Source organism: Synechococcus sp. MIT S9451 (assembly GCF_047304725.1).
Classification (GTDB): Bacteria; Cyanobacteriota; Cyanobacteriia; order PCC-6307; family Cyanobiaceae; genus Synechococcus_C.
On sequence record NZ_CP138971.1, the window covers coordinates 1222528 to 1247948 of the forward strand.

The following is a 25421-nucleotide window of genomic DNA, read 5'->3' on the forward strand; positions in this document are numbered from 1 at the left end:
CGTCGAGGCGCTGCTGAATGCTCTGGCAGCTGGCCAAGGGCACTGGGTCGAGTCGGCACGCTGATCTGGTCGAACGATTGTTAGCGTCAATTCACGTTTGAGCCGCTGCTGAGACGCCGCGACCCTCTGCATGGCTTTCGAACCGTCGTCCTTAGCTGAATCATCCGGAGCGGCTGCCGCTGAGCGGGTCCTCCTCGTGCGTTTGCCCTGCAATCCAATTTTTCCGATCGGTCCGATCTATTTGGCCGATCATCTGCATAAGTGTTTCCCGGGGCTTCCGCAGCGCATCCTCGATCTGGCGGCCCTACCAGTACTCGATGTGGCACGAGTGTTGGCAACGGTTGTGGACCAGTTTCGTCCCACTCTTCTGGTTTTCTCTTGGCGCGATATTCAGATTTATGCGCCCGTGGATGGCCGCGGAGGCAATCCATTGCAGAACTCCTTTGAGGTGTTTTACGCCCGCAATCCCTTCAAGCGTGTGCGGGGGGCTTTGGGCGGACTTCGCTTGATGACTAGCCATTACGGTGAGCTGTGGCGAAACCAGCGCTTAGTGCGGTTGGGTTTGGGCAGGGCCCGCCGTCATCACCCCGCGGCCCGGGCCGTGCTCGGGGGTGGTGCAGTCAGCGTGTTTTATGAGCAGTTGGGGCGTTCGTTGCCCAAGGGCACGATCGTGTCACTGGGGGAAGGTGAGCCCCTGCTCGAGAAGCTTCTTGCGGGTGGCTCTCTGGACCACGAGCGTTGCTTCGTAGTTGGCGATCGACCACGGCCTGGCTTGATTCACGAACAGCCCGAAAGTCGTCCGAAAACCGCCTGCGATTACGACTACATCGCTTCGATTTGGCCCCAGCTTGACTGGTATCTGGAGGGGGGTGACTTCTACGTTGGCGTGCAAACCAAGCGTGGTTGTCCGCACAATTGCTGTTACTGCGTTTACACCGTGGTGGAGGGCAAGCAGGTGCGCCTCAATCCGGTGCAAGAAGTCGTGAAAGAGATGCGTCAGCTCTACGACCGAGGCGTGCGCGGGTTTTGGTTTACCGATGCTCAATTTATTCCAGCTCGGCGTTATATCGAGGATGCCAAGCAGTTGCTACGCGCGATTAAGGAGGAGGGATTGACCGGCATTCGCTGGGCGGCCTACATCCGTGCCGACAATCTTGATCCGGAGCTCGCCCAGCTGATGGTGGAGACCGGCATGAGTTATTTCGAGATCGGCATCACCTCTGGTTCTCAGGAGCTCGTGCGCAAGATGCGCATGGGGTACAACCTGCGCACCGTGCTGGAAAGCTGCCAGATGCTCGCTGATGCAGGGTTTCGAGATCACGTTTCGGTGAATTACTCCTTCAACGTGATTGATGAACGTCCGGAAACGATCCGCCAGACGATCGCCTACCACCGGGCGATGGAGAGCATCTTTGGGGCAGAGCGTGTCGAGCCTGCAATCTTTTTCATCGGGCTTCAGCCCCACACCCATCTCGAGCAGTACGGCTTCGATCAGGGACTGATCAAGCCTGGTTACAACCCGATGAGCATGATGCCCTGGACGGCTCGCAAGCTGCTCTGGAATCCCGAGCCAATGGGCAGTGTTTTCGGACGGGTCTGTCTCGAGGCCTTTGATCGCGATCCCAGCAACTTTGGCCGCACTGTGATGGATCTGTTGGAGCGAGATTACGGTCAGGCTCCCTTGGAGCAAGCCCTGCGAGCTCCTGTTCAGGGGCGTGCTGCTTTGGCCAATGCTGTGAGCTGAAAGGCCAGCACCACCATCATGGCCAGAATGCCGACCAGTCCTCCTAGGGGATTCGCCTCGGGGCCGGTGAGCCAAAGCGGAGATTGAGGCGACCATTGGATCAGGCCCGCCTGAAGGGCGAACCAGCCTCCAACCAGGCCGCCATGTAAGCCGATGCATCCCCAAAGGGATCCCTGGTGCAATCGGCGGCTCATCGCCAGGGCCATGCCCATCAGAAATAATCCCAGCAGGAGCCCAAGCATGGGCCAGAACCCGAGGTTGAAGCGGGTGTGCGCCAGGCTGAAAATAAGGGCTTGGATCGGCATCGCTCGTCTCGGGCCGATCAGCAGCGTCAGCTCTCCCCAAAGCCAACCGCGGAATAGCAGTTCTTCCACGAATCCCACCCCGAAGCCGAGCAATACGGCGTTGATCAGTTCAGGCAGGGTGAGATCGCCGAGCCAGTAGCCCCAGTGACCTCCGAGGCTGATCAGGCTGATCAGAAGCAGCAGGGCCGCAGCCAAGCCCAGGCCATTGAGCAGGGCGCGACTCCCCTGCGGACCTTTTCTGCTGCCGCTCAAACCCAGCTCTCGCCAGGGGTGGCGCGTGCCCCAGCGGATGCGCACCCAGCTCGGCAGCACCAGTAGTAAGAGCGCGAAGCTGACCCCTGTGCCCATCAGGTCCCTGGTCACTGTTGGCAGTGCCGGAAGTAGTTGGGCGACCGGTTGCATCACCAGCCAGCCCAGCCCATACAGAATCGGGATCAGGGTGACGGTGGGGATCCAGCTCGAGGGTTGCTTCAGCCATGCCGTCCAGCCTGGATGGAACCGTTGTCTGGCTCGTTGCGGTCTGGCGTTGCGTGTGCCGCCCCCGCTGGGAGCTTCGCTGCTCTCGAGGCCAGCCTCGCTCTCAGCTCTGTGCTGGCTCAGCTCGTTGTTCTCAGCGTTGTTGGCTGGCTGTTCAGGCATCCCTGGGCGTATCCCCACTCAGCTTTCCGGCTCGAGGGTGCTGGTGAGACCTTTGGCTTTAAGGGTTTCGCAATAGAACTCTGCGGGTTCGAGGTCACACACGATCACCAAGCCAACTCCGGTGTTGTGGGCTTCGAGCATGACGGCCATGGCATCTTGCTCGCTGAGTTGAGGCACCACCTGCTGCAGGGTGGTGACCACATATTCCATGGTGTTGAGCGGATCGTTATGCAGCAGCACCTTGTAGAGGGGTGATCGCTTGCGCACCCGCTCGGTCTGCTTATCGAGAACGGCAGCTCCGCCGGGGCCTGGGCTTGTGCTATTCACCGCCATGGCCACGATGCTTGGACGGAACCCAATGTAAATGGGGGGTCTCGGGATCGCTGTGAAAAACATCCTTCTGTCGGCCGTCATGGCCGATCACTGACGTGGACTGGTCCTTGGTCTGCAGGTGTCCTTGGTCTGCAGTGGATCACCGCCCACCTCGATAAGGCAGGCGGTGTGTGGTTTTTGCTGATCTTGCTCTTCTGCGCCTTAGACGGGATCAAAGGGCACGGATCCGGCGCATGGCCTCATCCACATTGGCGCGGCTGTTGAAGGCCGAGAGGCGGAAATAGCCTTCGCCGGCTGCACCAAAGCCACTGCCGGGGGTTCCCACCACGTTGGCCTTTTGGAGCAAATGATCGAAGAAACCCCAGGAATCGATTCCGGAGGGAGTCTTCAGCCACACGTAAGGAGCATGTTCACCACCGTGAACCTCGATGCCTGCTGCACTGAGTTCACGGCGGATGATCGCCGCATTCTCCATGTAGAAATTCACCAGGGCCTTGATCTCCTGCTGGCCCTGGTCGGAGTACACAGCTTCGGCACCGCGCTGGATGATGTAGCTGACACCATTGAATTTGGTGCTCTGGCGTCGGTTCCACAGTCCCCAGAGTTCAACCTCCGAGCCATCGTCTGCTTTGCCCTTCAGTCCCTTGGGAACCACCGTGAAGGCGCAGCGTGTTCCTGTGAAGCCTGCATTCTTGGAGAACGAACGGAATTCGATTGCACATTCCCGTGCTCCTTCGATCTCATAAATCGAATGCGGCAGACCAGGGTCCTGGATGAAGGCCTCGTAGGCCGCATCAAACAGGATCAGGGAGCCGTTGGAGCGGGCGAAGTCCACCCAAGCTTTGAGCTGCTCCTTGGTGGCGACGGCACCGGTGGGGTTGTTTGGAAAGCAGAGATAGATCAGGTCAACCGGTTCGTTAGGGATCTGGGCTGCGAAGCCGTTGTCGGCGCTGATGGGTAGATAGCTCAGGCCTCCGTAACGCCCGTTATCACCTGCTTCACCAGTGCGGCCGGCCATCACATTGCTGTCGACATAGACGGGGTACACCGGATCGGTGACGGCGATGCGGTTACCACTGCCAAGGATGTCGAGGATGTTGCTGCTGTCACACTTCGAGCCGTCAGAGACAAAGATTTCCTCAGGGCTGATCTGGCAACCGCGAGCCTGAAAATCGTGTTTGGCGATTGCGTCACGCAGCCAGCCGTACCCCTGTTCGGGGCCGTAACCGTGGAAGCCTGCATTGGTGCCCATCTCATCGATGGCGGCCTTCATCGCTTCGCGGCAGGCGAGCGGCAGGGGTTCGGTTACATCGCCGATGCCCAGGCGAATGAGGGCCGAATTGGGATTGGCCTCGCTGAAGCTTTTGACGCGACGGGCGATCTCTGGGAAGAGATAACCAGCCTTGAGTTTGAGGTAGTTGCTGTTGACCTGAACCACGGAATCACTTGGTGTCTTGCCGGGCATCCTGCTATGCGACGTGGCTTGACGTCGGCTTCCCTTGGCTTCTTACGATGGAGTCACTGCCCCGCTGGCTATGACCGTCGCGTCCCCGAGCCTGGAGCCAGTCGATTTCAGCAGTCTGGTTGATTCAGGCATTAATCGTCCTGCCCGCTATATGGGGCATGAACTAGGGGTGGAGCCCCGCGATTGGTCTGCGGCAAGAGTTCGCTGGGCTCTCACCTATCCAGAGATCTATGAGGTGGGCTCCAGCAATCTGGGCCACATCATCCTTTATTCGATTCTCAATGCTGTGCCGGGGCAGCTTTGTGATCGCGCTTATTTGCCAGCAGCTGACCTGGCGACACGTCTGCGGGAGCGGCAGCAGGCGTTGTTCGCCGTCGAGAGCCGTCGACCGCTGCCGGCCTTTGACATTCTTGGTTTCAGTCTCAGCTACGAACTCGGCGCCACCAACATCCTGGAGATGCTTGATTTAGCAAGGGTTCCGCAGCGGGCCAGTGATCGTGGAGACCTGCCTCTTGGTGATCCTCAGGCTCCTCCTCTGATCTTTGCGGGTGGTCCCACTGCGACCAGCAACCCCGAGCCCTATGCGGCCTTTTTCGATTTCTTTGCCTTGGGAGATGGTGAAGAGCTTCTGCCTGAGATCGGTCTCGTGGTGGCCGAGGCCAAGGCTGAAAATTGGAAGCGCTCACGCCTGCTCCATGACTTGGCCCAGGTGCCTGGCGTCTATGTGCCGTCTCTGTATGCCCCAGGAAAGGATGGGGTGACGGTCGAGCCACTGCATCCGGATCTCCCTCGTCGTCCGTTGCGGCGGGTGGCCACGCCGATGCCCCATTACGCGATGGGCCTTGTGCCCCATGTGGAGACGGTCCATGACCGGCTCACCGTTGAGATCAGGCGCGGTTGCACCCGGGGCTGCCGCTTTTGTCAGCCCGGCATGTTGACCCGGCCAGCCCGGGATGTGGAGCCGGAGGCCGTGATCGAAGCAGTGGAGACCGGGATGAAGCGCACCGGATACAGCGATTTCTCCCTGCTTTCGCTCAGCTGCAGCGATTATCTGGCTCTCCCAGCCGTTGGTGTGGAGCTGCGCAACCGCTTAGCGGATCAGAACGTCACCCTTCAATTGCCCAGTCAGCGGGTCGATCGTTTCGACGATGACATTGCCCACATCCTTGGAGGAGGGCGTCAGGCTGGCCTGACCTTCGCGCCCGAGGCGGGCACCCAACGTCTGCGCGACATCGTCAACAAGGGACTGACAGACGATGACTTGCTCAACGGCATCCGCACAGCGATGCAGAACGGCTATCGCAAGGTGAAGCTCTACTTCATGATCGGCTTACCAGGCGAGACGGATGACGATGTGCTCGGCATCGTCGACACCTGCGTGATGCTTCAACAGAGCTGTCGTGATCTGGGTCGCCTCTCCCTCAACATCACCATCAGTAATTTCACCCCTAAGCCACACACCCCCTTTCAGTGGCACAGCGTTTCGACGGCGGAGTTCGAACGCCGTCAGAGGCTGTTGCGGGATGCGGCGCGACGCCTCCGTGGCGTGCGCTTCAACTTCACTGATGTGCGGTTGTCGGCGATGGAAGACTTTGTTGGTCGGGGTGATCGACGTCTCGCAGCGGTGATCGAAGCCGCCTGGCGGGCGGGAGCTGGCATGGATGCCTGGTTTGAGGCTCTTGATCGCACCTACACCGCTTGGACGGAGGCCATTGCTGCTGCTGGTCTGGAAGGGCGATATCGCGATCTGGAACTTGGAGGCTGGGGAGCGGCCAATGCCTTGAGTGCCGCCGATCTCGAGAGCTTTTGCTCCCAGCCACTGCCCTGGGATCACATCGATTCAGGCATTGAGAAGACCTGGCTAGCGGAGGACCTTCAGCGCGCACTGGCAGCTGCAGTGGTGCCGGACTGTTCTTTTGATGGCTGTAGCAGCTGTGGTGTCTGCGGACCTGACTTGGGGCACAACGTGGTTGTGCCCCCTCCGAGCATTCCAGTCCAGCGGCCCAGTCAGGCACCCGGCAGTGCAAGGGTCTGCCGGATCCGTTTTCAGTTCAGTAAGACAGGCTCCATGGCTCTCCTCAGTCATCTCGATGTGGTGCGCATGCTTGAGCGATCCCTGCGTCGGACAGGCTTGCCGGTGAGTTTCACCGGAGGCTTCCATCCGCTGCCCCGTCTGCAGCTGGCCCTGGCCCTCCCCCTTGGTGTGGAAGCCCATGGGGAATGGATGGATCTGGAGTTTCTAGACGTGGTCGATCCCGAGCAGGTGATGACGCTCTGGCAAAGGGCTCTGCCCAACGAGTTCCGATTGCTGTCGGCCAAAGTGGTTCCGGTGTCGGAATCAAGCCTGTCCCAACGCCTGGAGTCTGCTGTTTGGGGCTTCAGGCTGTCTCGGCTCAGTGGTTCGGATTCTGCTTCGGAGGTTCGATTCGCGGCTGCGGTTCAGAAGGGGTGCACGGCCTTAATGGCTAGGCAACAGTTGATCTGGAAGGACACCGACAAGAAGGGAAGGCCGCGTGAACGGGACTGCCGACCATGTCTGCTCAATCTTCAGCTGCATCCCGATCAGCATGAGCAACCTGCTCCCACTGGCGTTGATGCTGTGGAGTTGCAGTTGCATGCCGCAATTGATCCAATGGGACGCAGCCTCAAGCCGCTGCAGATTCAGTCTTGGCTAAGTGAGGAGCTGGGGATGGAGCTGCAACTGGAGCAGGTGCAACGAAGCGCTCTGCTGCTGCAGTAACAGGAAGGGCCCGGTGCTAAGTTGACTTCAAGACGAAAGGCTTTGGGCGTTATCGCCATTGCCACGTCCCGACCTTTCACTTCCCAGATCCTGAGGAACGAGAGGCCCATCGCCTCCGGTACTTCGACCCGTCAGCGTCGAAGCCGAGTGCCAATCAGAGGAGTTTTAGCTCCGCTTCATTCCAAGGCTTCGGCCCAAATCTTTCCTTTCACCCAACCCTTGGACCAATTGGTCATGGGCTGGACTTACGCCCCTGTGGGCGATCCCTGAACGTTTCCATGCCTCAGCAGATTGTCATCGCCGAGCAGCTGCGCATCGCAGCGGTGCTCTCTGATGAACGGGTTGATGAACTCATTGTTGCCCAAGGTCGGTATCAGATCGGCGACGTTTATCTCGGCACTGTTGAGAACGTCCTGCCGGGAATTGATGCAGCTTTCGTCAACATTGGTGAGAGTGAGAAAAATGGTTTCATTCATGTCACCGATCTCGGCCCCCTGCGCCTGAAAAAAGGCTCGGCAGGCATCACCGAGTTGCTTGAGCCCCGCCAGAAGGTGCTGGTGCAGGTGATGAAGGAACCCACCGGTACCAAAGGGCCGCGGTTGACGGGCAACCTTGCTTTGCCTGGCCGTTATCTCGTTCTGCAGCCGAGTGGCCAGGGTGTGAATATCTCCCGCCGCATTGCCGCTGAAGGGGAACGCAACCGTTTGCGGGCCCTTGGGGTGCTGGTCAAGCCGCCAGGGGCCGGCTTGCTGATCCGCACCGAAGCCGAAGGGATCAGTGAAGAACTGCTGATCGATGACCTTGAGGCTCTTCTTCGCCAGTGGGAGGCGATTCAGAAGGCCGCCGAGTCGGCTGTTCCGCCTGTGCTGCTGAATCGTGACGAGGATTTTATTCATCGCATCCTGCGGGACCATGCCTCCCCTGAGCTGATGCGGGTGGTGCTCGATGATTCAGCGGCTGTTGATCGGGTGCAGGAGTTCCTCGGACAGGACGACAGCAATGTGTTGGTGGAAGCCCACAGCGAACCCTCAGAGCTGCTGGAGCACTTCAAGGTCAACGCGGCCATCCGTGATGCCCTCAAGCCCCGAGTTGATCTGCCTTCTGGTGGCTACGTGATCATCGAGCCCACGGAGGCGCTCACGGTGATCGACGTCAACTCCGGTTCGTTCACCCGTTCCGCCAATGCTCGCGAGACGGTGCTCTGGACCAACTGTGAGGCGGCTGTTGAGATCGCTCGTCAGCTCAAACTGCGCAACATCGGTGGAGTGATCATCGTCGATTTCATCGACATGGATTCACGGCGTGATCAGTTGCAGTTGCTGGAGCACTTCACCGCCGCCATCCGTGACGATGCTGCACGCCCTCAGATCGCCCAGCTTTCCGAACTCGGCCTGGTGGAGCTCACCCGCAAGCGCCAAGGGCAGAACATCTATGAACTGTTTGGCCGGGCTTGTCCCAGCTGCGGAGGACTCGGCCATGTCGCCGTTCTGCCAGGGAAAGATCTCCTACAGCCTTTAGCCACCGCTTCCGGAATGGTGCGTTCGGCTGCATCGGCTCGCGCTGAAGTCGTCCCCGCTGGCGAAGGTGGCAGCCGCCGCCGCCGGGGTGGCCGTGGCCGCTCTGCCCCCCAAGTGGCTGCAGTGTCGGAGGGAACGGCTGAACCGTCCAACACAGCGATCGACGAGGCGGCTGTTCCCGCTGTCAGCCCTGCAGTCGAAGCACCGACGCGTCGCCCGGAACCTGAATTGGTCGCCGTTCCGATGAGTGATGACCAGGAGCAGGTGTTTGGTTGGCTTGGCCTCAGCCCTGCTCTGCTTCTCGAGAATCCGCCAGAAACCGAGAACCTGATGGTGCGTGTGGTTCGTCCAGGCGATAGCGAGGAAGCGGTACTGGAACAGGCTCGTCAGCAACTGGCAACCAGCTCCGGCCGCCGTCGCCGCCGGGGTGGTCGTGGAGTGAGTCGTGGCAATGGCCGTTCCAGTGCTGCCTCCGATGCGAATGGCAAGGCTTCGCTGCCTGACGAGTCATCCGCCCCATTGCTGGTTGAGATCACACCTCTAGAAGCCACAATTCCTGCAGTGGATCCGAGCCCTGCTCCTCAGTCCACCCTGTCCACTCCCGCGGTTGAATCGGCAGCAGCAGTATCTCCTCCTGAGGCAGAACCGGCGGAAGCCGATAGTGGAGAGCAGGAGCCGCGTCGTCGTCGTCGTCGCTCCTCGGCTGCAGTCGCTGATTAAGGGCGATCCACTGATGACGGCCTGGGAGGCAGGAGTCGATGAGGTGGGTCGCGGTTGCTGGTTCGGCCCCGTCTTCGCGGGAGCCGTCGTGTTGTCGACTCAGGCAGCGATCGAACTGCGTCAGTTGGGCCTCACCGATAGCAAAGCGCTCACTCCACGAAAGCGGGCGCGGCTCGTGCCTTTGATCGAAAGTGCTGCGACTGCCTGGGCGCTTGGTCAGGCCTCTGCCCTAGAGGTGGATGGCCATGGCATTCGCACAGCCACGGAGCTCGCCATGCTGCGTGCCCTGCAGCGTTTGCCCTTGCAGCCTGCACTCGTGCTGGTCGATGGGGTGTTGCCTCTGCGACTCTGGCCCCATCCGCAGCAGACGATCGTTCGCGGTGATAGCAGCAACGCGGCCATTGCGGCCGCAAGCGTGCTGGCGAAGGAGGCCCGGGATGCACTGATCCGACGCTTGGCGGAACGATTCCCGTCGTATGGGCTGGAACGCCATGCCGGATATGGAACGGCCATTCATCGCCAAGCCCTGCTCTCTCAAGGCCCAACAGCGATGCATCGGCGTTCGTTTCTGAAGAAGGTGTTGCCGCCGCTCGGCTGAACCGCGCGTTCAGTCGACGCTGGTGGAGGCGCACCATTGCTTGAAATCACAGACAAGCTGGCGACCAACTCTTCCTTTGATGGTGAGCAGGATTCCATTGAGGATTGATTCCCCAGTACTTTCCAGCACCTTGCGCGGGATCAGGCGCAGCAGCGGTGGCTGGCTGACCGCGACTCCGAGAGTGGCAACGCCTTTGAGGCCCGTGCTGCTGGCTTCCAGAACAGATTCCAGGCTGAGTTGAAAATCGTCGACCAAACCGAGCCCTTCAAGCTGGGCATCGACCGCTCGCATGATCAGGGTCTGTCCCTCCCGGAGCACTTCCAGAGACACCACAGGTTTGACCTGCAACTGGAAAACCTGAATGGTGGTCACCGTGTAGCGGTAATGACCCGGTTGGATCAGGGAGAGCTGGCTGGGATCGAGCAAAGCCTTCACCACCCGATCCTCTTCCTGCAGATAGTCCGGCAGGCGATCAATCTCGGCTTGTACCGGCAGATCAAGCTGCTGGCTGGCGCTGAAGGCCAGAGGCATGGGCGTTGGCTGACGCGGCATGATCCTATCGAGTGTTTGTGCGCCTACCGATGCCGAACTCAGTGGCATTCCTTGGCCCCGAGGGCACCTACGGAGAGCGTGCGGCCCTCGCGTTGCTGAGGCTGGAAGGAGTGGAGCATGCCCAGCTTGTGCCCTGTGTTGGTTTGCGTTCCGTTGTGGAGCATGTGGCGGATGGGCGCTGTGATGCGGCTGTCGTGCCGGTTGAGAACTCCGTTGAGGGCGGCGTGACCGCCAGCCTTGATGCGCTCTGGTCCAATCCCGATCTCTGCATCCGTCGTGCCCTAGTGCTGCCAATCCGCCATGCGTTGCTGAGCAGCGGCCGGCTTGAAGAGATCTCAGAGGTGTTGTCCCATCCCCAGGCCCTCGCTCAGTGCAGTGGTTGGCTTGCTAAACACCTGCCCCATGCCCTGCAGCTAGCGACCACCTCCACCGCTGAGGCGGCTCGGATGGTGCAGGGAAGTCGCTTCCGCGCCGCGATTGCCAGTCATTCGCTCCATCAGCAGGGCGAGCTGTCGGAGCTGGCGTTTCCGATCAATGATGCACCCGGTAACTGCACTCGTTTTCTGTTCTTACAGCGAGGGGAGCGACGTCAGGATGGAGACGTTGCCAGCCTGGCCTTCTCCCTGCATCGCAATGCACCTGGAGCCCTTCTCGAGGCTCTTGCGGCAGTGGCAGACCTGGCCATGAATATGAGTCGGATTGAATCGCGGCCCTCAAAGCGTGAGCTCGGTGAGTATGTGTTCTTTGTGGATGTGGAGCTGCCCGACGGGGGAGGGACATTGCTGCATCAGCTCACGCAAAGACTTCTCCCCCTTTGTGAGCATCTGGCCCACTTTGGTGCCTATCCCAGTAGCGAATTGGAGGAAAGCTGACTGGAGCTCATTTGGCGTCGCCCGATCCCTCAGGCAGGGGTTGCAGTTGGCTGGGGTGCAAGTGTTCCCATCGTTCGAACGGTTGTACAACCCAAGGATTGCCGGGCAGTTCCATGGCCCAGAAGTCGGGCTTTATCCGGCTGCTCGTTTTGAGCCAAAGCACTGCGGTTTTGATCAATTCCGGTTGCAGAGTCTCCTGAAGCCAGTGTCTGGATGCATGCAGGGTGTCACCACTGTCGACCAGGTCGTCCACCAGTAGCAGCTTCGGGCCGAGGGCATCGCAGGTGTGGGCTAGCTGGTTCCCAAGCCTGAGTTCTTCCTGCGCACGGCCATTTCCTCCCCCATAGCTTCTGGCGGCCATGATCACCAGGGGCCGCTTGAACAGACGGGAGAGCGTGTCTCCCACCCGTAGCCCCCCTCTAGAGAGGGCGACGACCTGATCAAAGCTGTGTCCGGAGTGCTGCAGCTGCAGGGCGAGATGTTCAATCAGACGGTGGTAATGCTCCCAGCTCACCCGCAGTTCCCCATCACTGGGATCGCAGATGGGCTCTGGTCTGAGAGATTTCTCAACGACAGGTTTAACCACAGTTTCAACCACAGCTTTGGGGAGTATCGATCGAATCAGGTTTGGGCTCGAGAGCTGCGGAAGACACCGAACTGCATCAGCCCGGTCGCGAAGGCCCAATGCATCAGCAGCAAGGTTGGAGTCTCTCTCAAGCCTTGGAGTAAGGCCGATGGTCCTAGCCGCAGGACCACTCCAGGGCGGCGGACCCCTTCGGCGATCGAATCGATCCAGGAGGGGAGGGTGGCCTTGGTCCAATCATCCACCTGAATCGCTCCGCGTTGGTGGATGCTCGCCACAAGGTTGTGGTGAAACCCCTTGATGCTGGCGAACTCGGGATGGGCCCATTGGGTGAGGAGATGGTGCATCACCGAGCGTTCGATTGCGTTCATCTCGCCATCGCTTGGGTCTCGCCGGTTCCAGTCCGCGACTGCCAGAGTCCCGCCAGATTTCAAGACCCTCAGCAGCTCATCGGCATAGCGCTGCTTGTCAGGCATGTGAGGCCCTGCTTCAACGCTCCAGACGGCATCGAACTGCTGATCATCCAGTTTCAGATCGAGCGCATCCATCACGGCAAAGCGGCAGGTGCTTCCCTCTGGGGTCAAGGCTGTTGCTCTGGCGACCTGTGCTGGGCTGATGCTGACCCCAAGCACGTTAAAGCCGTAATCGCGGGCGAGGATCCGTGCACTGCCGCCGATCCCACACCCCACGTCGAGCACGCTGGAGCCTGCGGGGAGTTGGTCGAGACCACTCCAATGCACAAGGGCATGCACGAAGTCGGCCTTGGCGTCTCGGAAATCGCGTTGACGTGGCGGGTCACCATAGTGACCGAGGTGCACATGCTCACCCCAAAGAGATTCCAGCAGGCGATCGTTTGTCCAGGCGTCGTAGGCCGCCGCCACGCTGTCGCTCGAGTGATAGGCGCGATTGCGCTTGGTCCAAACGACCACGCCAGCAACGATCGCAACAGACAGGGCTACGGCGACCCCGAGCACAGCTGAGGTATTCATCAGTCGACGTTGGCCAGGGTGTCGCGAAGCACGGTGCGAGCGGCAAGCTGACGCCGGGTCTCATCGAGCATCTCGAATTCCAGCTTCAGGCGCTCGCTGGTATCAGTGAGTTCGAGTAGCTCTTGCTGTTGTTCAGCGACTGGTCCACCGAGATGGGCCCCAATCCAGAACGACAACTCTCGCGGCAGTTCAGGTAGGTCTTCAGGTAGTGCTGCTGGCGAGTCGGTGAGTTTGCCAGTCAGTTCCACAACATCTCTGAGGGCTTGGCTGACGTTCTGGGCAAGTTCTGTGAGCTGGTCGCGGTCCTCAACAGGATCGTCTTCGATCCAACTCACCATTGCCGTCCTGTAGGGGGCCTCACGGACCACGTCAAGCACGCGGAACCTTTGCTGGCCGAGGGTGACAATATTGCTCCGGCCATCTTCTGATGTCTGATGCTGAAGGATCTCAGCGCAGCATCCAATCGATGCCATGGTCTGAGTGTTCGGGTTCCAGCGCACCACACCGAAGCGGCGATCATCCTCCAGAACGGTCTCCAGCATCATTCGATAGCGAGACTCGAAGATGTGCAATGGCAACACGTCCCTAGGGAACAGGACGATATCCGGCAGAGGGAAGAGGGGTAACTCTCTGACGGACAGGTCAGCCACTAGAGATGGATTCCGAGAACGATGATTTTAGGCAGCTGACCTAAAGGGCGTGGAGAGCTCAGAGCTTGACTTCGATGTCAACGCCACTGGGTAGATCCAACTTCATCAGGGCGTCGATCGTTTTAGCCGAAGGGCTGTAGATGTCGATGATCCTGCGATGGGTACGGGTCTCAAAGTGCTCGCGAGAATCCTTATCCACGTGGGGAGAACGCAGGACGCAGTAGATCTTGCGCTTTGTCGGCAAGGGGATGGGACCGATGGCGGTTGCAGCCGTGTTGTCGGCGGTTTCAATGATTTTGTCGCAGGAGAGATCCAGCATGCGGCGGTCAAACGCCTTCAGGCGGATGCGGATCTTCTGCTGAGCAATGGCGGTGGACATAGGAAGCGCAGAGACGGTTCCCGCAGGGAACGGAGAGAGTGAGTTGTCGAGGTTCAGACGCTGCCATCAACGAGGGCAGCACCGTTGCTGAAAACTGTAAGGGATGGGTGGGTCGCGAACGACGCACCCATCACCTCAATCAAGCGATCGTGATCACTCGATGATTTTGGAGACCACGCCGGCGCCGATGGTGCGACCGCCCTCGCGGATAGCGAAGCGCATGCCGGTTTCCATGGCCACAGGGCAGATCAGCTCACCGGTCATCTTGATGCGATCACCAGGCATCACCATCTCAACAGCACTGCCGTCATCGGCGGTGAATGCAGTGATCTGACCGGTCACGTCAGTGGTACGAATGTAGAACTGCGGGCGGTAGCCAGCAAAGAAGGGGGTGTGGCGGCCACCTTCTTCCTTCTTCAGAACGTAGACCTCACCTTCGAATTTGGTGTGGGGCGTGATCGAACCGGGCTTCACCAGCACCATGCCGCGTTCGATATCTTCTTTCTGGATACCGCGGAGCAGAAGGCCGCAGTTGTCTCCAGCCATTCCTTCGTCGAGGAGCTTCCTGAACATCTCAACACCGGTAACGGTGGTTTTGCGAGGTTCACGAATGCCAACGATTTCGATCTCCTCACCAACTTTGACCTTGCCACGCTCGATACGACCGGTTGCGACTGTTCCGCGACCAGTGATGGAGAACACGTCTTCGACAGCCATCAGGAAGGGCTTGTCGACCTCGCGCTCAGGCTCGGGGATGTTGGCATCCACCGCAGCCATCAGCTCTTCAATCTTCGCTTCCCACTCAGCTTCACCTTCAATCGCCTTCAGGCCAGAGACCTGGATGACGGGGATGTCGTCACCGGGGAAGTCGTAGCTGGAGAGCAGCTCACGGATTTCCATTTCGACCAGTTCGATGATCTCTTCGTCATCGACCATGTCGCACTTGTTCAGAGCCACCACCAGCGCAGGCACGCCCACCTGCTTGGCAAGAAGAATGTGCTCCTTGGTCTGTGCCATCGGGCCGTCTGTGGCGGCGCAGACCAGGATGGCGCCGTCCATCTGGGCGGCACCGGTGATCATGTTCTTGACGTAGTCCGCGTGGCCGGGGCAGTCCACGTGGGCATAGTGACGGGTATCGGTTTCGTACTCGACGTGGGCGGTGTTGATGGTGATGCCGCGCTCACGCTCTTCGGGGGCACCGTCGATATCGGCATAGTCTTGAACTTCGGCTTGACCCTTCTTGGCGAGCACGTTGGTGATCGCAGCCGTGAGGGTGGTTTTGCCGTGGTCAACGTGGCCAATGGTGCCAATGTTGACGTGGGGCTTGTTCCTTTCGAACTTCTCGCGAGCCATTTTGTTTAAAGAATCGGGGGTGGATTTAAGGGGGGGTAGAGATCAGGAATTGCCCTGATTCTTGGAGATGATGGCCTCTGCCACATTGCGAGGAACATCCTCATAGTGGCTGAATTCCATCGAGAAAATACCCCGACCCTGGGTCATGGATCGGAGCTCGGTGGCGTAGCCGAACATCTCAGCCAAGGGTACCTTGGCCGAGACCTTTGACGTGCCATCGTCAATCGCCTGACCTTCGACCTGGCCTCGACGGGAGGAGAGGTCGCCAATGACCGAGCCAAGGAAATCCTCGGGGACCTCAACCTCGACCTTCATCATCGGTTCAAGCAGCACAGGATTGCACTTCTTGACCGCATCTTTGAAAGCCATCGAACCGGCGATTTTGAACGCCATTTCCGATGAGTCCACATCGTGATATGAACCATCGACCATGGTGACTTTCACGTCGATCATCGGGAAGCCTGCAATCACGCCGGATTCGCATGTTTCCTTCATGCCCATTTCGGAGGGCTTGATGAATTCCTTGGGAACGACGCCGCCAACAATCTTGTTGACAAATTCGAAGCCGGATTCAGGCTCGCCCGGCTCCATTTCGATCACCACGTGGCCGTACTGACCCTTACCGCCGGTCTGGCGGGAGAACTTGCCCTCGCCCCGTGACGAGGCACGGATGGTTTCGCGGTAGGACACCTGAGGCGCGCCGATGTTGGCCTCCACCTTGAATTCACGGAGCATCCGGTCGACAAGGATTTCCAGGTGCAGTTCGCCCATGCCAGCGATCACGGTCTGACCTGTTTCAGAGTCGGTGCGCACGCGGAAGGTTGGATCTTCCTCGGCCAGAGATACCAGGGCTTTGGAGAGTTTCTCCATGTCACCCTTGGTCTTCGGTTCAACCGCAACGGAGATCACCGGTTCGGGAACGAACAGGGTCTCGAGAACGATCGGGTCGTCAACAGCACAGAGTGTGTCGCCGGTGGTGGTGGCCTTCAGGCCGAGCACAGCTCCCAGATCTCCGGCTCGAAGTGCATCAACCTCTTCGCGGTCGTCCGCCTTGAGCACCACCAAGCGCGAGATGCGCTCTTTACTGTCTTTGGTGGAGTTCAGGACGTAACTGCCCTTCTCAAGGACACCCGAGTACATCCGCACAAAGGTGAGCTTGCCGTAGGGATCGGCCATCACCTTGAAGGCGAGGGCGCTGAAAGGGGCTTTGTCGTCGGAAGGTCGAACGGCTTCTTTGCCGTTGGGAAGCAAACCTTGAATCGGTGGAACGTCAACAGGAGCCGGCAGGTAATCAACAACGGCGTCGAGAACGAGCTGAACTCCTTTGTTCTTGAAGGCTGAGCCGCAGAGCACAGGCACCAAACCATGCTTCAAGACGCCTTCGCGGATGCCGCGCTTGAGCTCCTCAATACTGAGCTCTCCGGTTTCAAGGAATTTCTCGATCAGAGTCTCATCGTTTTCCGCAACTGTTTCCATCAACACGTTGCGCCACTCATCTACCTCATCCTTCATGGAGGCAGGAACATCGGTGACTTCGATGTTTTGGCCGAGATCGTCTTTGTAGATATGCGCCTGGTTGGCCACCAGGTCGATGATTCCACTCAGCTCACCTTCAGCACCGATCGGAAGCTGGATCGGTACGGCGTTGGCCTTGAGACGATCCTTGATTTGGCCATGGACCTTCAGGAAGTCGGCGCCGGTGCGGTCCATCTTGTTGACGAACACCATGCGGGGCACGGAGTAACGGTCGGCTTGACGCCAGACAGTCTCTGACTGGGGTTGAACACCACCCACTGCACAGAAGACGGCGATCACACCGTCGAGAACCCGCATGGAACGCTCCACCTCAATGGTGAAGTCCACGTGACCAGGGGTATCAATGATATTGATCCGATGGTCGTTCCAGCTGGTGGAGATCGCAGCGGCGGTGATGGTGATGCCCCGCTCACGCTCTTGGGCCATCCAATCGGTGACAGCTGCACCGTCGTGCACCTCGCCGATCTTGTGCACCACACCGGAATAGAACAGAATCCGTTCGGTCGTGGTGGTTTTGCCCGCGTCAATGTGGGCGGCGATACCAATATTTCTGACGCGTTCCAGGGGAAAGGCGCGAGCCACAAAAAACTCCGGGGTGGGGCGTAAAAAGGCGGTGGAGATCCTACAGGTCCGTCCCGGAACTCAGTGGCTTCCGGGACGACTGGGGATCAGTAGCGGTAGTGGGCGAAGGCCTTGTTGGCTTCGGCCATCTTGTGGGTTTCTTCGCGCTTGCGAACGGCATTGCCAGCCTCATTGGCGGCATCCATCAGTTCGCCGGCCAGCTTCTGAGCCATGCTGCGGCCGTTGCGGGAGCGGGAGAAGCTCACCAGCCAGCGCAGGGCCATGGCCGTGCCGCGCTCTTGGCGAACTTCCATCGGCACCTGGTAGGTCGCACCGCCCACTCGCCGGGCACGGACCTCAACCAAGGGAGTTGCATTCTTGACTGCGGTTTCGAACAGTTCGACCGGATCGCCCCCGGTGCGCTCGGTGATTAGGCCAAAGGCATCAGACAAAATCCGCTGCGCAGTGGACTTCTTCCCGTGCTTCATCAGGCGGGCCACCATCATTGTGGCCAGGCGATTATTGAACTGAGGATCGGGAAGGATCGGGCGCTTGACGGCGGCGTTACGGCGTGACATGAACTGTCAGTGGATGGGAAATGGATACTGCAAATGGATGGATTGGGAGCGCTTGGGGTGCACGCCCTCACGCATCATTCCTTGGGCGTCTTGGCGCCGTACTTGGAGCGAGATTGACGTCGGTCCTTGACGCCGGCGGTGTCGAGGGTGCCGCGAATGATGTGGTACCGAACACCGGGAAGGTCTTTGACCCTGCCACCGCGAATCAGAACCACAGAGTGCTCCTGGAGGTTGTGGCCGATGCCGCCGATATAGGCCGTGACTTCAAAACCTGAGGTCAGGCGCACACGGGCCACCTTGCGCAGGGCCGAGTTGGGTTTCTTCGGAGTGGAGGTGTACACACGTGTGCATACCCCCCGGCGCTCAGGGCAGGAACGAAGAGCGGGCGATTTGGTCTTCGCCTTGACGCTCTGGCGTTCGTTACGGATCAGCTGTTGGATGGTTGGCATCGACGGTCGGTTTGCGGCCGGAGTCCCGACCTGATTCGACAATCCACCACCATACCGGGTCGCCTGCCCCTTTCCTTACAGGCGAGTGAAGGCGCTGCCGCAGGCGCAGTTGCGGATTCCGCTGCGGGCTGTGATCAGGAAGCCACCACCACTTAGATCGCTGCGGTAGTCGAGGCAGAGGCCTCCCAGCTCGCTCACCTGCGCGGCGGGAGCATGCAGGGTGAGCCCGTCGCCGCGGGCCACAGGCACCCCCCCCAGAGAACCCGGCTGAAGTCGGATCACATGACGTTCGCAGTGCCCAGACACCAGATCGAGGTGCATCTGTCCGGCCGTGCCAGCAACAGCAGCCTGGCGGCCGAGCTCTGCTGCTGCGGATGGAGTGATCTGCAGAGTGGCGCCCATTGGACTGGGGTCAGACAGACATCCGCGTCATTTTGGCACCAGCCCAAGGCCGTTCTGCACTCTGGGGGCCATACCGCGGCCGGTCATCACCAGACGGTTGGCCACTAACAGGGAAGTGGAGCTGCCGCCATCCAGGTTGAGGGCATCGGTGATGCCCAGCTGGCGCAGAGCCAGGCTGCTTTCCAGCAGGGTTGGATCGCTGCTGCCAGCTCCTTTCAGTGTCATGAGCCAGAGACGCTCTTTGTCCTGAGCAACCACCGTCCGCGGTGCTGACAGGGCGAGGAAGCCGGCGCTGAAGCCTTCCTGGCGACCGTTGAGAACCACACGACCGTTTTGCAGCAAGAGGGGGCCTCCTCCGAGTACCTGAGGCTGATCGCCCACAGGATTTGAGCTGCTGGTGCGGATCGTGACCCGTTGGCCAGGGCGGGCCGGCACCGGTGCGCCCCCACGGGCCACGACCAAGTCTCCTTTGAGAGGGATTGGCACCCCTCTTGTCAGTGCGGCGTTGTTGTGCAGAGAACGAACGTCTCCGTCAATGACGGTGATCGCCTGCTCTCTCCCGCTCAAGGCTCGATAAACAGGGCCCCAGGCGTGGTCATAGCGGCTCAGTCCGCGCTGCACATAGCCACTGTTCAGATGGCCGAGGCCCCAGCGCTGCCCGCCTTCAACAATCAGTTCTTGATTGAGGCGCAGACGGCCAAAGTAAAGACGATTTGTACCGTTCCAGCCGATCGCTCCGCGGTTGAGAATCGGCCCGGAAAGCCAGTTGCCGTCGACCCTCACCGCTCCAAGGGGTAATTGGCGGATGCGGTTGAAAAATCCTCCGTTGATCGCGAACACGGCGCCAGCAGGTTGGGCGAGTTGGTTGAGGAAGCGGAGCCCCTGTTGACCACTCCTCGGTGCGAGTGGGCGTAGCTCTAGCCCCTGACTGTTGGGATCGGTTCCCACTCGGTAGATGAGTAGTGGCTTGACTCCCACCTTCACCACCCGTTTGTCCAGGACCAGCCCTTGCCGCACGAAGCTCTGAATCGCAGGGTTGAGCAAGGGCGCCGCCAGTGGGTCGCGACCGATCGCAGCACCCCGGTTCCCGCTGCTGAGACCGTCCAGAACGATCCGCCATGGGCGGGCCAGGGTCAGAGTTGACAGGGTCGTGCTCTGGCCGCTCAGGGTCAGGCTGCTACGACTTCGCTTCGGACGTAACCCCATCGCCCGCAGCTGCCCGTCCTGCGTGGGGGTTGAACGGAGTCCAAGGACGAGATCGTTGCCCTCCCTTTGCAGCAAGGCCGGTCCATTGAGATCCATCACCAGCCGGTTCGCGGTGCTGCCTTTGCCTCTGCGTAGGCGGATCACCTTGGGAGCCGGAAGTCTGATGGCGAGGGTGTCGCCGGTTCGCTCGAGCTTCACGCCTACGGCGCTCAGCCAACCACTCACCTCGATGGCGACTTCGTCATCAATTGAGCGCTGGGTCAAGCTCCGAAGCGATGCCTTGTGCCCATACCATTCGAGCTCCTCACCCTCTCTAGCGTTGTTTCGCTGGAAACCGAAACGGGCGACGAGGACATCCAGAGGCAGCCAGATCTGGTCGGGCTTATGACGATCAGTGCCGATCCAAAGCCAGGGCGTTGTGATCTCGGATCCGGCCAGGCGCAAGCTTGAGCCCTGGATGGGGCCAACGGCACGGACTTCGGGGATCGGTGCGGGTGGCGGCGGCGGCGAAACCATGGCTCGGACGCTAGCCGGATTTTTGTGCAGCACCACGCGTCCTTAGGATCATCAATCGCGTCAGCGCCGCCGCTGGGTCTTTGCGTCTGCGGCTGACGTTCGATTCGACCGAAGGACATGACCCAACTTTCCGACTCAGCCTGGCCCCACTGCGATACCCCAGCTCCTGAAGCCGTGGCCGGAGAGAAGGATGCCTGCGGTGTGGGCTTTCTGGCCCAGCTGCAGGGAGAGGCCAGCCATTGGTTGCTTCAGCAAGCCCTGCGAGGCCTGGGCTGCATGGAGCACCGCGGCGGCTGTGGCGGGGATGGAGATTCTGGTGACGGCGCGGGTGTGCTCTGTGGCATCCCCTGGGACTATCTCAAGGCTGTCTGGCCGGAGGTTGCTGCTTCTGGGGATGGCCGAGGCCTGGGAATGCTGTTCCTTCCATCTGATCCCAGTCGTCGTGAGCAGGCTCAGATGTTTGCCGCTGAGGAGGCTGCAGCCCTGGGTCTCCAATCCAAGGGCTGGCGTGAAGTGCCGGTTGATTCAGCTGTCCTCGGTCCTCTCGCGCGTGAGACGGCTCCCTCCATTTACCAGTGGCTTGTTGAGGGCGAGCAGGCCGGAGATGCCCTTGAGGCCCTCTTGTTTCGCCTGCGGCGCCGTCTGGGCGATCGTGCCCGCAAAGCCTTCGGTGCCGAAGGTGCAAGAGACCTTTATGTCGCTTCGCTGAGCAGTCGCACCGTTGTTTACAAAGGCATGGTGCGCTCTGAGGTGCTGGCGGCTTTCTATGCCGACCTCCGCGACGCTCGCTTCGCGGTGAGCTTTGCGGTTTATCACCGCCGTTTCAGTACCAATACCCTTCCTCGCTGGCCGCTGGCTCAGCCGATGCGACTGCTCGGCCATAACGGAGAGATCAATACCCTTTTGGGCAATCTCAACTGGGCCCGTGCTTCCGAGTCCCAACTCAGCCAAGTGTGGGGCGATGCCGCGGCTGACTTGAACCCTGTGGTGAATCCTGCCTTCAGTGATTCCGCCAATCTCGACGCCAACCTCGAGTTGATGGTGCGCAGTGGGCGTTCGATCACCGACAGCTTGATCACGTTGGTCCCCGAGGCCTTTCGCAATCAGCCCGATCTCGATTCTCGTCCAGACGTGACGGCGATGTACGAGTTCAATGCCGGTATCCAGGAGCCCTGGGACGGTCCTGCCTTGTTGGTGTTTGCAGACGGCAAGCGTGTGGGTGCCACTCTGGACAGGAACGGTCTGCGTCCAGCCCGTTGGTGCACCACCAGCGACGGCTTTGTGATCATGGGCTCGGAAACCGGCGTGGTGGATCTCAGCGACAAGACCGTGGTCAGTCGTGGTCGCCTCGGCCCTGGTCAGATGCTTGCTGTGGATCTTGAGCGGGGTGAACTGCTCGACAATTGGGCCGTGAAGGAAGATGCTGCCGCACGCCATCCGTATGGCAGCTGGCTACAAGAGCATCGCCGCAATCTTGACGCGCAGCCCTGGACGGACGACAGCCAGCTGGCCGATCTCGATCTGTTGCGTTTGCAGACTGCAACCGGTTTCACCGCTGAAGACCTTGAGCTGGTGATTGAAGACATGGCAGGCGCTGCCAAGGAGCCCACCTACTGCATGGGCGACGACATTCCCCTAGCAGTGCTCTCGGACAAGCCACATCTTCTCTACGACTACTTCAAGCAGCGCTTCGCTCAGGTCACCAATCCGCCGATCGACCCTCTGCGCGAAAAGCTGGTGATGAGCCTGGAGATGCATCTAGGTGAACGGCGGCCGGCTCTCTGTCCGCAGCCTGAGGCCGCTGCCTTGGTGCACCTCGATTCACCTGTCCTGAACGAAGCCGAACTGGCCGCTATCGCCAATCAGGGACTGCCCTCTCGACATCTCTCGACTCAGTTTGATCCCACCCTCTCGGCCGAGGCCTTGCAGGTTGCTTTGGATCAACTCTGTGCTTCCGCTAGCAGTGCTGTGGACCAGGGGGCACAGATACTTGTGCTGAGTGACCGAGTGGCTGCTCAAGGTCAGCCCGCTCCCCTGGCGGCAACAGTCGCAGCCCTTCCGCCTCTGCTGGCTGTTGGTGCCGTACACCATCACCTCTTGCGTGAGGGGCAACGCCTGAAGTGTTCTTTGGTGGTTGACACAGCGCAGTGCTGGAGCACCCATCATTTGGCTTGCCTGATCGGCTATGGCGCCAGCGCCGTCTGCCCTTGGCTCACCTGGGAGACCATCCGGCATTGGCTGGTTCATCCCAAGACCCAGAAGCGGATCGAGCAGGGCAAGCTTGAGGCCCTGACTGCGGCCAAGGCTCAGGCCAATGTCCGCCTCGCTCTTGAGAATGGTCTTCGCAAGATTCTCTCCAAGATCGGCATCTCCCTTTTGGCGAGCTATCACGGGGCCCAGATCTTCGAAGCGATCGGTCTTGGTGCCGATGTGATCACGTGCGCTTTCACCGGCACAACGAGCCGAGTCGCGGGTCTCTCCCTTCAGGAATTGGCTCGCGAGACCCTGCTCCTGCACGCCAAGGCCTTCCCAGAGCTCAACCGCACCAAGCTCGAGTTCATGGGCTTTGTGCAGTATCGAACTGGTGGGGAGTACCACCTCAACAGCCCGGAGATGTCCAAGGCTCTCCACAAAGCTGTCAAGGACGGCCCTGGCTACGACCACTTCTCGACCTATCGCACCCTGCTGGAGAACCGTCCGGTCACTGCCCTGCGCGACCTGCTTGAGTTCAGGACTGCTGCCACGCCACTGCCCCTGGACCAGGTTGAGAGTGTGCAAAGCATCTGCGAACGGTTTTGCACGGGTGGCATGAGTCTCGGGGCGCTGTCGCGGGAGGCTCACGAGGTCTTAGCCGTGGCCATGAACCGCATCGGCGGCAAAAGCAATAGTGGTGAGGGTGGAGAGGATCCGGCCCGTTTCAAGGTGCTTGCCGATGTGGACAGTGAAGGTCGATCAGAGACCCTGCCTGCCATTCGGGGCCTCAGCAACGGTGATACGGCCTGCTCGGCGATCAAGCAGATCGCTTCTGGGCGGTTTGGTGTGACGGCCGAATATCTGCGCAGTGGTCGACAGCTCGAGATCAAGGTGGCTCAGGGTGCCAAACCCGGAGAGGGTGGCCAGCTGCCTGGACCGAAGGTGGATGAGTACATCGCCTGGCTGCGGAATAGCAAGCCAGGTGTGGCTCTGATTTCTCCGCCTCCCCATCACGACATCTATTCGATTGAGGATCTGGCGCAGTTAATTCACGATCTCCATCAGGTGCACCCCAGTGCCAGGGTGTCGGTCAAGCTCGTGGCCGAGATCGGTATTGGCACCATCGCCGCAGGCGTTGCCAAGGCCAATGCGGACGTGATCCAGATCTCCGGTCACGATGGTGGCACGGGTGCCTCACCGTTGAGCTCCATCAAGCATGCGGGAGGACCATGGGAACTGGGCCTCACCGAGGTGCATCGCAGCCTGATGGAGAACGGTCTGCGTGATCGCGTCCTCCTTCGTGCCGATGGAGGCCTCAAGACCGGTTGGGATGTCGTGATGGCTGCGCTCCTTGGCGCAGAGGAGTTCGGTTTCGGCTCGGTGGCGATGATCGCGGAGGGCTGCATCATGGCCCGCGTTTGCCACACCAATAATTGTCCAGTGGGTGTTGCGACCCAGAAAGAAGCTCTGCGAAAGCGCTTCACAGGACTCCCCGAGCATGTGGTGAATTTCTTCTTGTATGTCGCCGAGGAGGTGCGCCAGCTGATGAGCGTGCTTGGCGTGGCAAGCCTTGAGGAGCTGATCGGTCGTAATGATCTGCTGAAGCCTCGTGCGGTGAGCTTGGCCAAGACCAAGTCAGTGGATCTCACCACCTTGTTGGCGCCAGTTGTTGGTAGTAACAGTCGCAGCTGGCTGACGCATGCGGCTTCGGCTCATGGCAATGGACCGACCCTTGAAGATCAGTTGCTCGCTGATGCCGATGTGCTGGCGGCAATTCAGACCCATGGGTCTATTTCTCGCACCTTGGAGATCATCAACACCGATCGCAGCATCGGTGCCCGATTGGCCGGTGAAATTGCTGCCCTTCACGGCAACCGTGGTTTTCAGGGAGAGTTGCAGCTTCATTTCCACGGAGCGGCAGGTCAGAGCTTTGGAGCTTTTCTGGTGCAGGGAATGGATGTTCGCCTTCAGGGCGAAGCCAATGACTACATCGGCAAGGGAATGAATAGTGGTCGCATCGTTCTCGTCCCGAATCCCGGGACGGCATCCCCTGGTGAACAAGTGATTCTCGGCAACACGTGTCTTTACGGTGCCACCGGAGGGGAACTGTTTGTGCATGGGCGCGCCGGTGAACGCTTCGCGGTGCGCAACAGCGGTGCTCGGTGCGTCGTTGAGGGCACGGGTGACCACTGTTGTGAATACATGACTGGCGGGGTGGTGGTGGTGCTGGGCAGCACGGGCCGCAATGTGGGTGCTGGGATGACCGGCGGTGTGGCTTTCATCCTTGATACCAATGGCGGTCTCACTGACCGGGTGAACCACGAGATCGTTGAGGTTTGCCCTCTAACGACGCGTGAACAGGAGGCCACTCTGAAAGGGTTACTCGAGGCTTATGTGGCTGCTACGTGCAGTGAGAAAGCCGTGGCTCTGCTGGCCGATTGGTCAGCAGCCAAGGAGCGCTTCAAACTGTTGGTTCCTCCGAGTGAGCGCGCTGCCATGGGTCTGCGTGATCAGGCTGCAGTGGCCGTCTGATCACGCAGA

The 25421-nt window shown here is 60.0% G+C and carries 20 protein-coding genes; 6 read left to right on the forward strand and 14 right to left on the reverse strand.

All coding sequences use genetic code 11. The features are described from left to right. Positions 1–130: 130 nt before the first annotated feature. The gene (locus tag SIB72_RS06130) at positions 131–1744 is read left to right on the forward strand and encodes a photosystem II high light acclimation radical SAM protein (protein ID WP_413744980.1); all 1614 of its coding nucleotides are present in this window, start codon (positions 131–133) and stop codon (positions 1742–1744) included. On the opposite strand, the gene SIB72_RS06135 is transcribed toward SIB72_RS06130, so the two are convergent. The 3 genes from SIB72_RS06135 to SIB72_RS06145 all read right to left on the reverse strand — a co-directional run bounded on the left by SIB72_RS06135 (position 1708) and on the right by SIB72_RS06145 (position 4459). Beyond that, on the reverse strand, positions 1708–2688 hold the full coding sequence (locus SIB72_RS06135) for a CPBP family intramembrane glutamic endopeptidase (protein ID WP_413744981.1): 981 nt from the start codon (positions 2686–2688) through the stop codon (positions 1708–1710). The two genes, SIB72_RS06130 and SIB72_RS06135, sit on opposite strands and share 37 nt — an antisense overlap. Before the next feature lie 18 nt (positions 2689–2706). Next, positions 2707–3021: an ATP-dependent Clp protease adapter ClpS gene (clpS, locus tag SIB72_RS06140; RefSeq protein ID WP_115121380.1), complete on the reverse strand. Its 315-nt coding sequence runs from the start codon at positions 3019–3021 to the stop codon at positions 2707–2709. Positions 3022–3232: 211 nt separating this feature from the next. Further along, on the reverse strand, positions 3233–4459 hold the full coding sequence (locus SIB72_RS06145) for an LL-diaminopimelate aminotransferase (RefSeq protein ID WP_413744982.1): 1227 nt from the start codon (positions 4457–4459) through the stop codon (positions 3233–3235). Between the two features lie 97 nt (positions 4460–4556). On the opposite strand from SIB72_RS06145, the gene SIB72_RS06150 reads away from it, so the two are divergent. The 3 genes from SIB72_RS06150 (at position 4557) to SIB72_RS06160 (ending at position 10061) form a co-directional block, all read left to right on the forward strand. Next, entirely contained in the window at positions 4557–7226 is a 2670-nt protein-coding gene (locus SIB72_RS06150) for a TIGR03960 family B12-binding radical SAM protein (RefSeq protein ID WP_413744983.1), read from the forward strand. A gap of 278 nt (positions 7227–7504) precedes the next feature. Further along, on the forward strand, positions 7505–9463 hold the full coding sequence (locus tag SIB72_RS06155; RefSeq protein ID WP_413744984.1) for an Rne/Rng family ribonuclease: 1959 nt from the start codon (positions 7505–7507) through the stop codon (positions 9461–9463). Between the two features lie 13 nt (positions 9464–9476). Continuing rightward, positions 9477–10061: a ribonuclease HII gene (locus tag SIB72_RS06160; protein ID WP_115121271.1), complete on the forward strand. Its 585-nt coding sequence runs from the start codon at positions 9477–9479 to the stop codon at positions 10059–10061. Positions 10062–10070: 9 nt separating this feature from the next. Here the strand turns inward: SIB72_RS06160 and SIB72_RS06165 are convergent, their stop codons facing one another. Further along, positions 10071–10613 carry a DUF1997 domain-containing protein gene (locus SIB72_RS06165; RefSeq protein WP_115121272.1) on the reverse strand — a complete coding sequence of 181 codons (543 nt, stop codon included), beginning with the start codon at positions 10611–10613 and terminating at the stop codon, positions 10071–10073. Positions 10614–10642: 29 nt separating this feature from the next. Between SIB72_RS06165 and pheA the strand changes: the two genes are divergently transcribed. Beyond that, complete coding sequence (gene pheA, locus SIB72_RS06170) at positions 10643–11485, forward strand: prephenate dehydratase (RefSeq protein ID WP_413744985.1); 843 nt, start codon at positions 10643–10645, stop codon at positions 11483–11485. A gap of 7 nt (positions 11486–11492) precedes the next feature. On the opposite strand, the gene SIB72_RS06175 is transcribed toward pheA, so the two are convergent. The 10 genes from SIB72_RS06175 to SIB72_RS06220 form a co-directional block, all read right to left on the reverse strand. Continuing rightward, positions 11493–12083 (reverse strand): phosphoribosyltransferase, encoded by a 591-nt coding sequence (locus SIB72_RS06175; RefSeq protein WP_413744986.1) that lies wholly within the window; start codon positions 12081–12083, stop codon positions 11493–11495. 23 nt (positions 12084–12106) lie between these two features. Next, a complete protein-coding gene (locus SIB72_RS06180; RefSeq protein ID WP_413744987.1) occupies positions 12107–13057 on the reverse strand; it encodes a methyltransferase domain-containing protein in 951 nt (316 codons plus the stop codon). After that, on the reverse strand, positions 13057–13707 hold the full coding sequence (locus SIB72_RS06185) for an LON peptidase substrate-binding domain-containing protein (RefSeq protein ID WP_413744988.1): 651 nt from the start codon (positions 13705–13707) through the stop codon (positions 13057–13059). The genes SIB72_RS06180 and SIB72_RS06185 overlap by 1 nt, the downstream gene beginning before the upstream one ends. Before the next feature lie 58 nt (positions 13708–13765). Continuing rightward, positions 13766–14086 (reverse strand): 30S ribosomal protein S10, encoded by a 321-nt coding sequence (gene rpsJ, locus SIB72_RS06190; protein ID WP_006042265.1) that lies wholly within the window; start codon positions 14084–14086, stop codon positions 13766–13768. 153 nt (positions 14087–14239) lie between these two features. Beyond that, entirely contained in the window at positions 14240–15439 is a 1200-nt protein-coding gene (gene tuf / locus SIB72_RS06195) for an elongation factor Tu (RefSeq protein WP_115121276.1), read from the reverse strand. A 42-nt stretch (positions 15440–15481) separates the two neighbouring features. Next, entirely contained in the window at positions 15482–17557 is a 2076-nt protein-coding gene (gene fusA / locus SIB72_RS06200; RefSeq protein ID WP_115121277.1) for an elongation factor G, read from the reverse strand. An 86-nt stretch (positions 17558–17643) separates the two neighbouring features. Then, the gene (gene rpsG / locus SIB72_RS06205; RefSeq protein WP_115019335.1) at positions 17644–18114 is read right to left on the reverse strand and encodes a 30S ribosomal protein S7; all 471 of its coding nucleotides are present in this window, start codon (positions 18112–18114) and stop codon (positions 17644–17646) included. A gap of 74 nt (positions 18115–18188) precedes the next feature. Further along, positions 18189–18563 (reverse strand): 30S ribosomal protein S12, encoded by a 375-nt coding sequence (gene rpsL, locus SIB72_RS06210; RefSeq protein WP_007099836.1) that lies wholly within the window; start codon positions 18561–18563, stop codon positions 18189–18191. Positions 18564–18638: 75 nt separating this feature from the next. Then, on the reverse strand, positions 18639–18965 hold the full coding sequence (locus SIB72_RS06215) for an AIR synthase (RefSeq protein WP_115019332.1): 327 nt from the start codon (positions 18963–18965) through the stop codon (positions 18639–18641). Positions 18966–18992: 27 nt separating this feature from the next. Then, on the reverse strand, positions 18993–20687 hold the full coding sequence (locus SIB72_RS06220; protein WP_413744989.1) for a phosphodiester glycosidase family protein: 1695 nt from the start codon (positions 20685–20687) through the stop codon (positions 18993–18995). A 117-nt stretch (positions 20688–20804) separates the two neighbouring features. Between SIB72_RS06220 and gltB the strand changes: the two genes are divergently transcribed. After that, positions 20805–25412: a glutamate synthase large subunit gene (gltB, locus tag SIB72_RS06225; RefSeq protein ID WP_413744990.1), complete on the forward strand. Its 4608-nt coding sequence runs from the start codon at positions 20805–20807 to the stop codon at positions 25410–25412. Positions 25413–25421 lie beyond the last annotated feature (9 nt).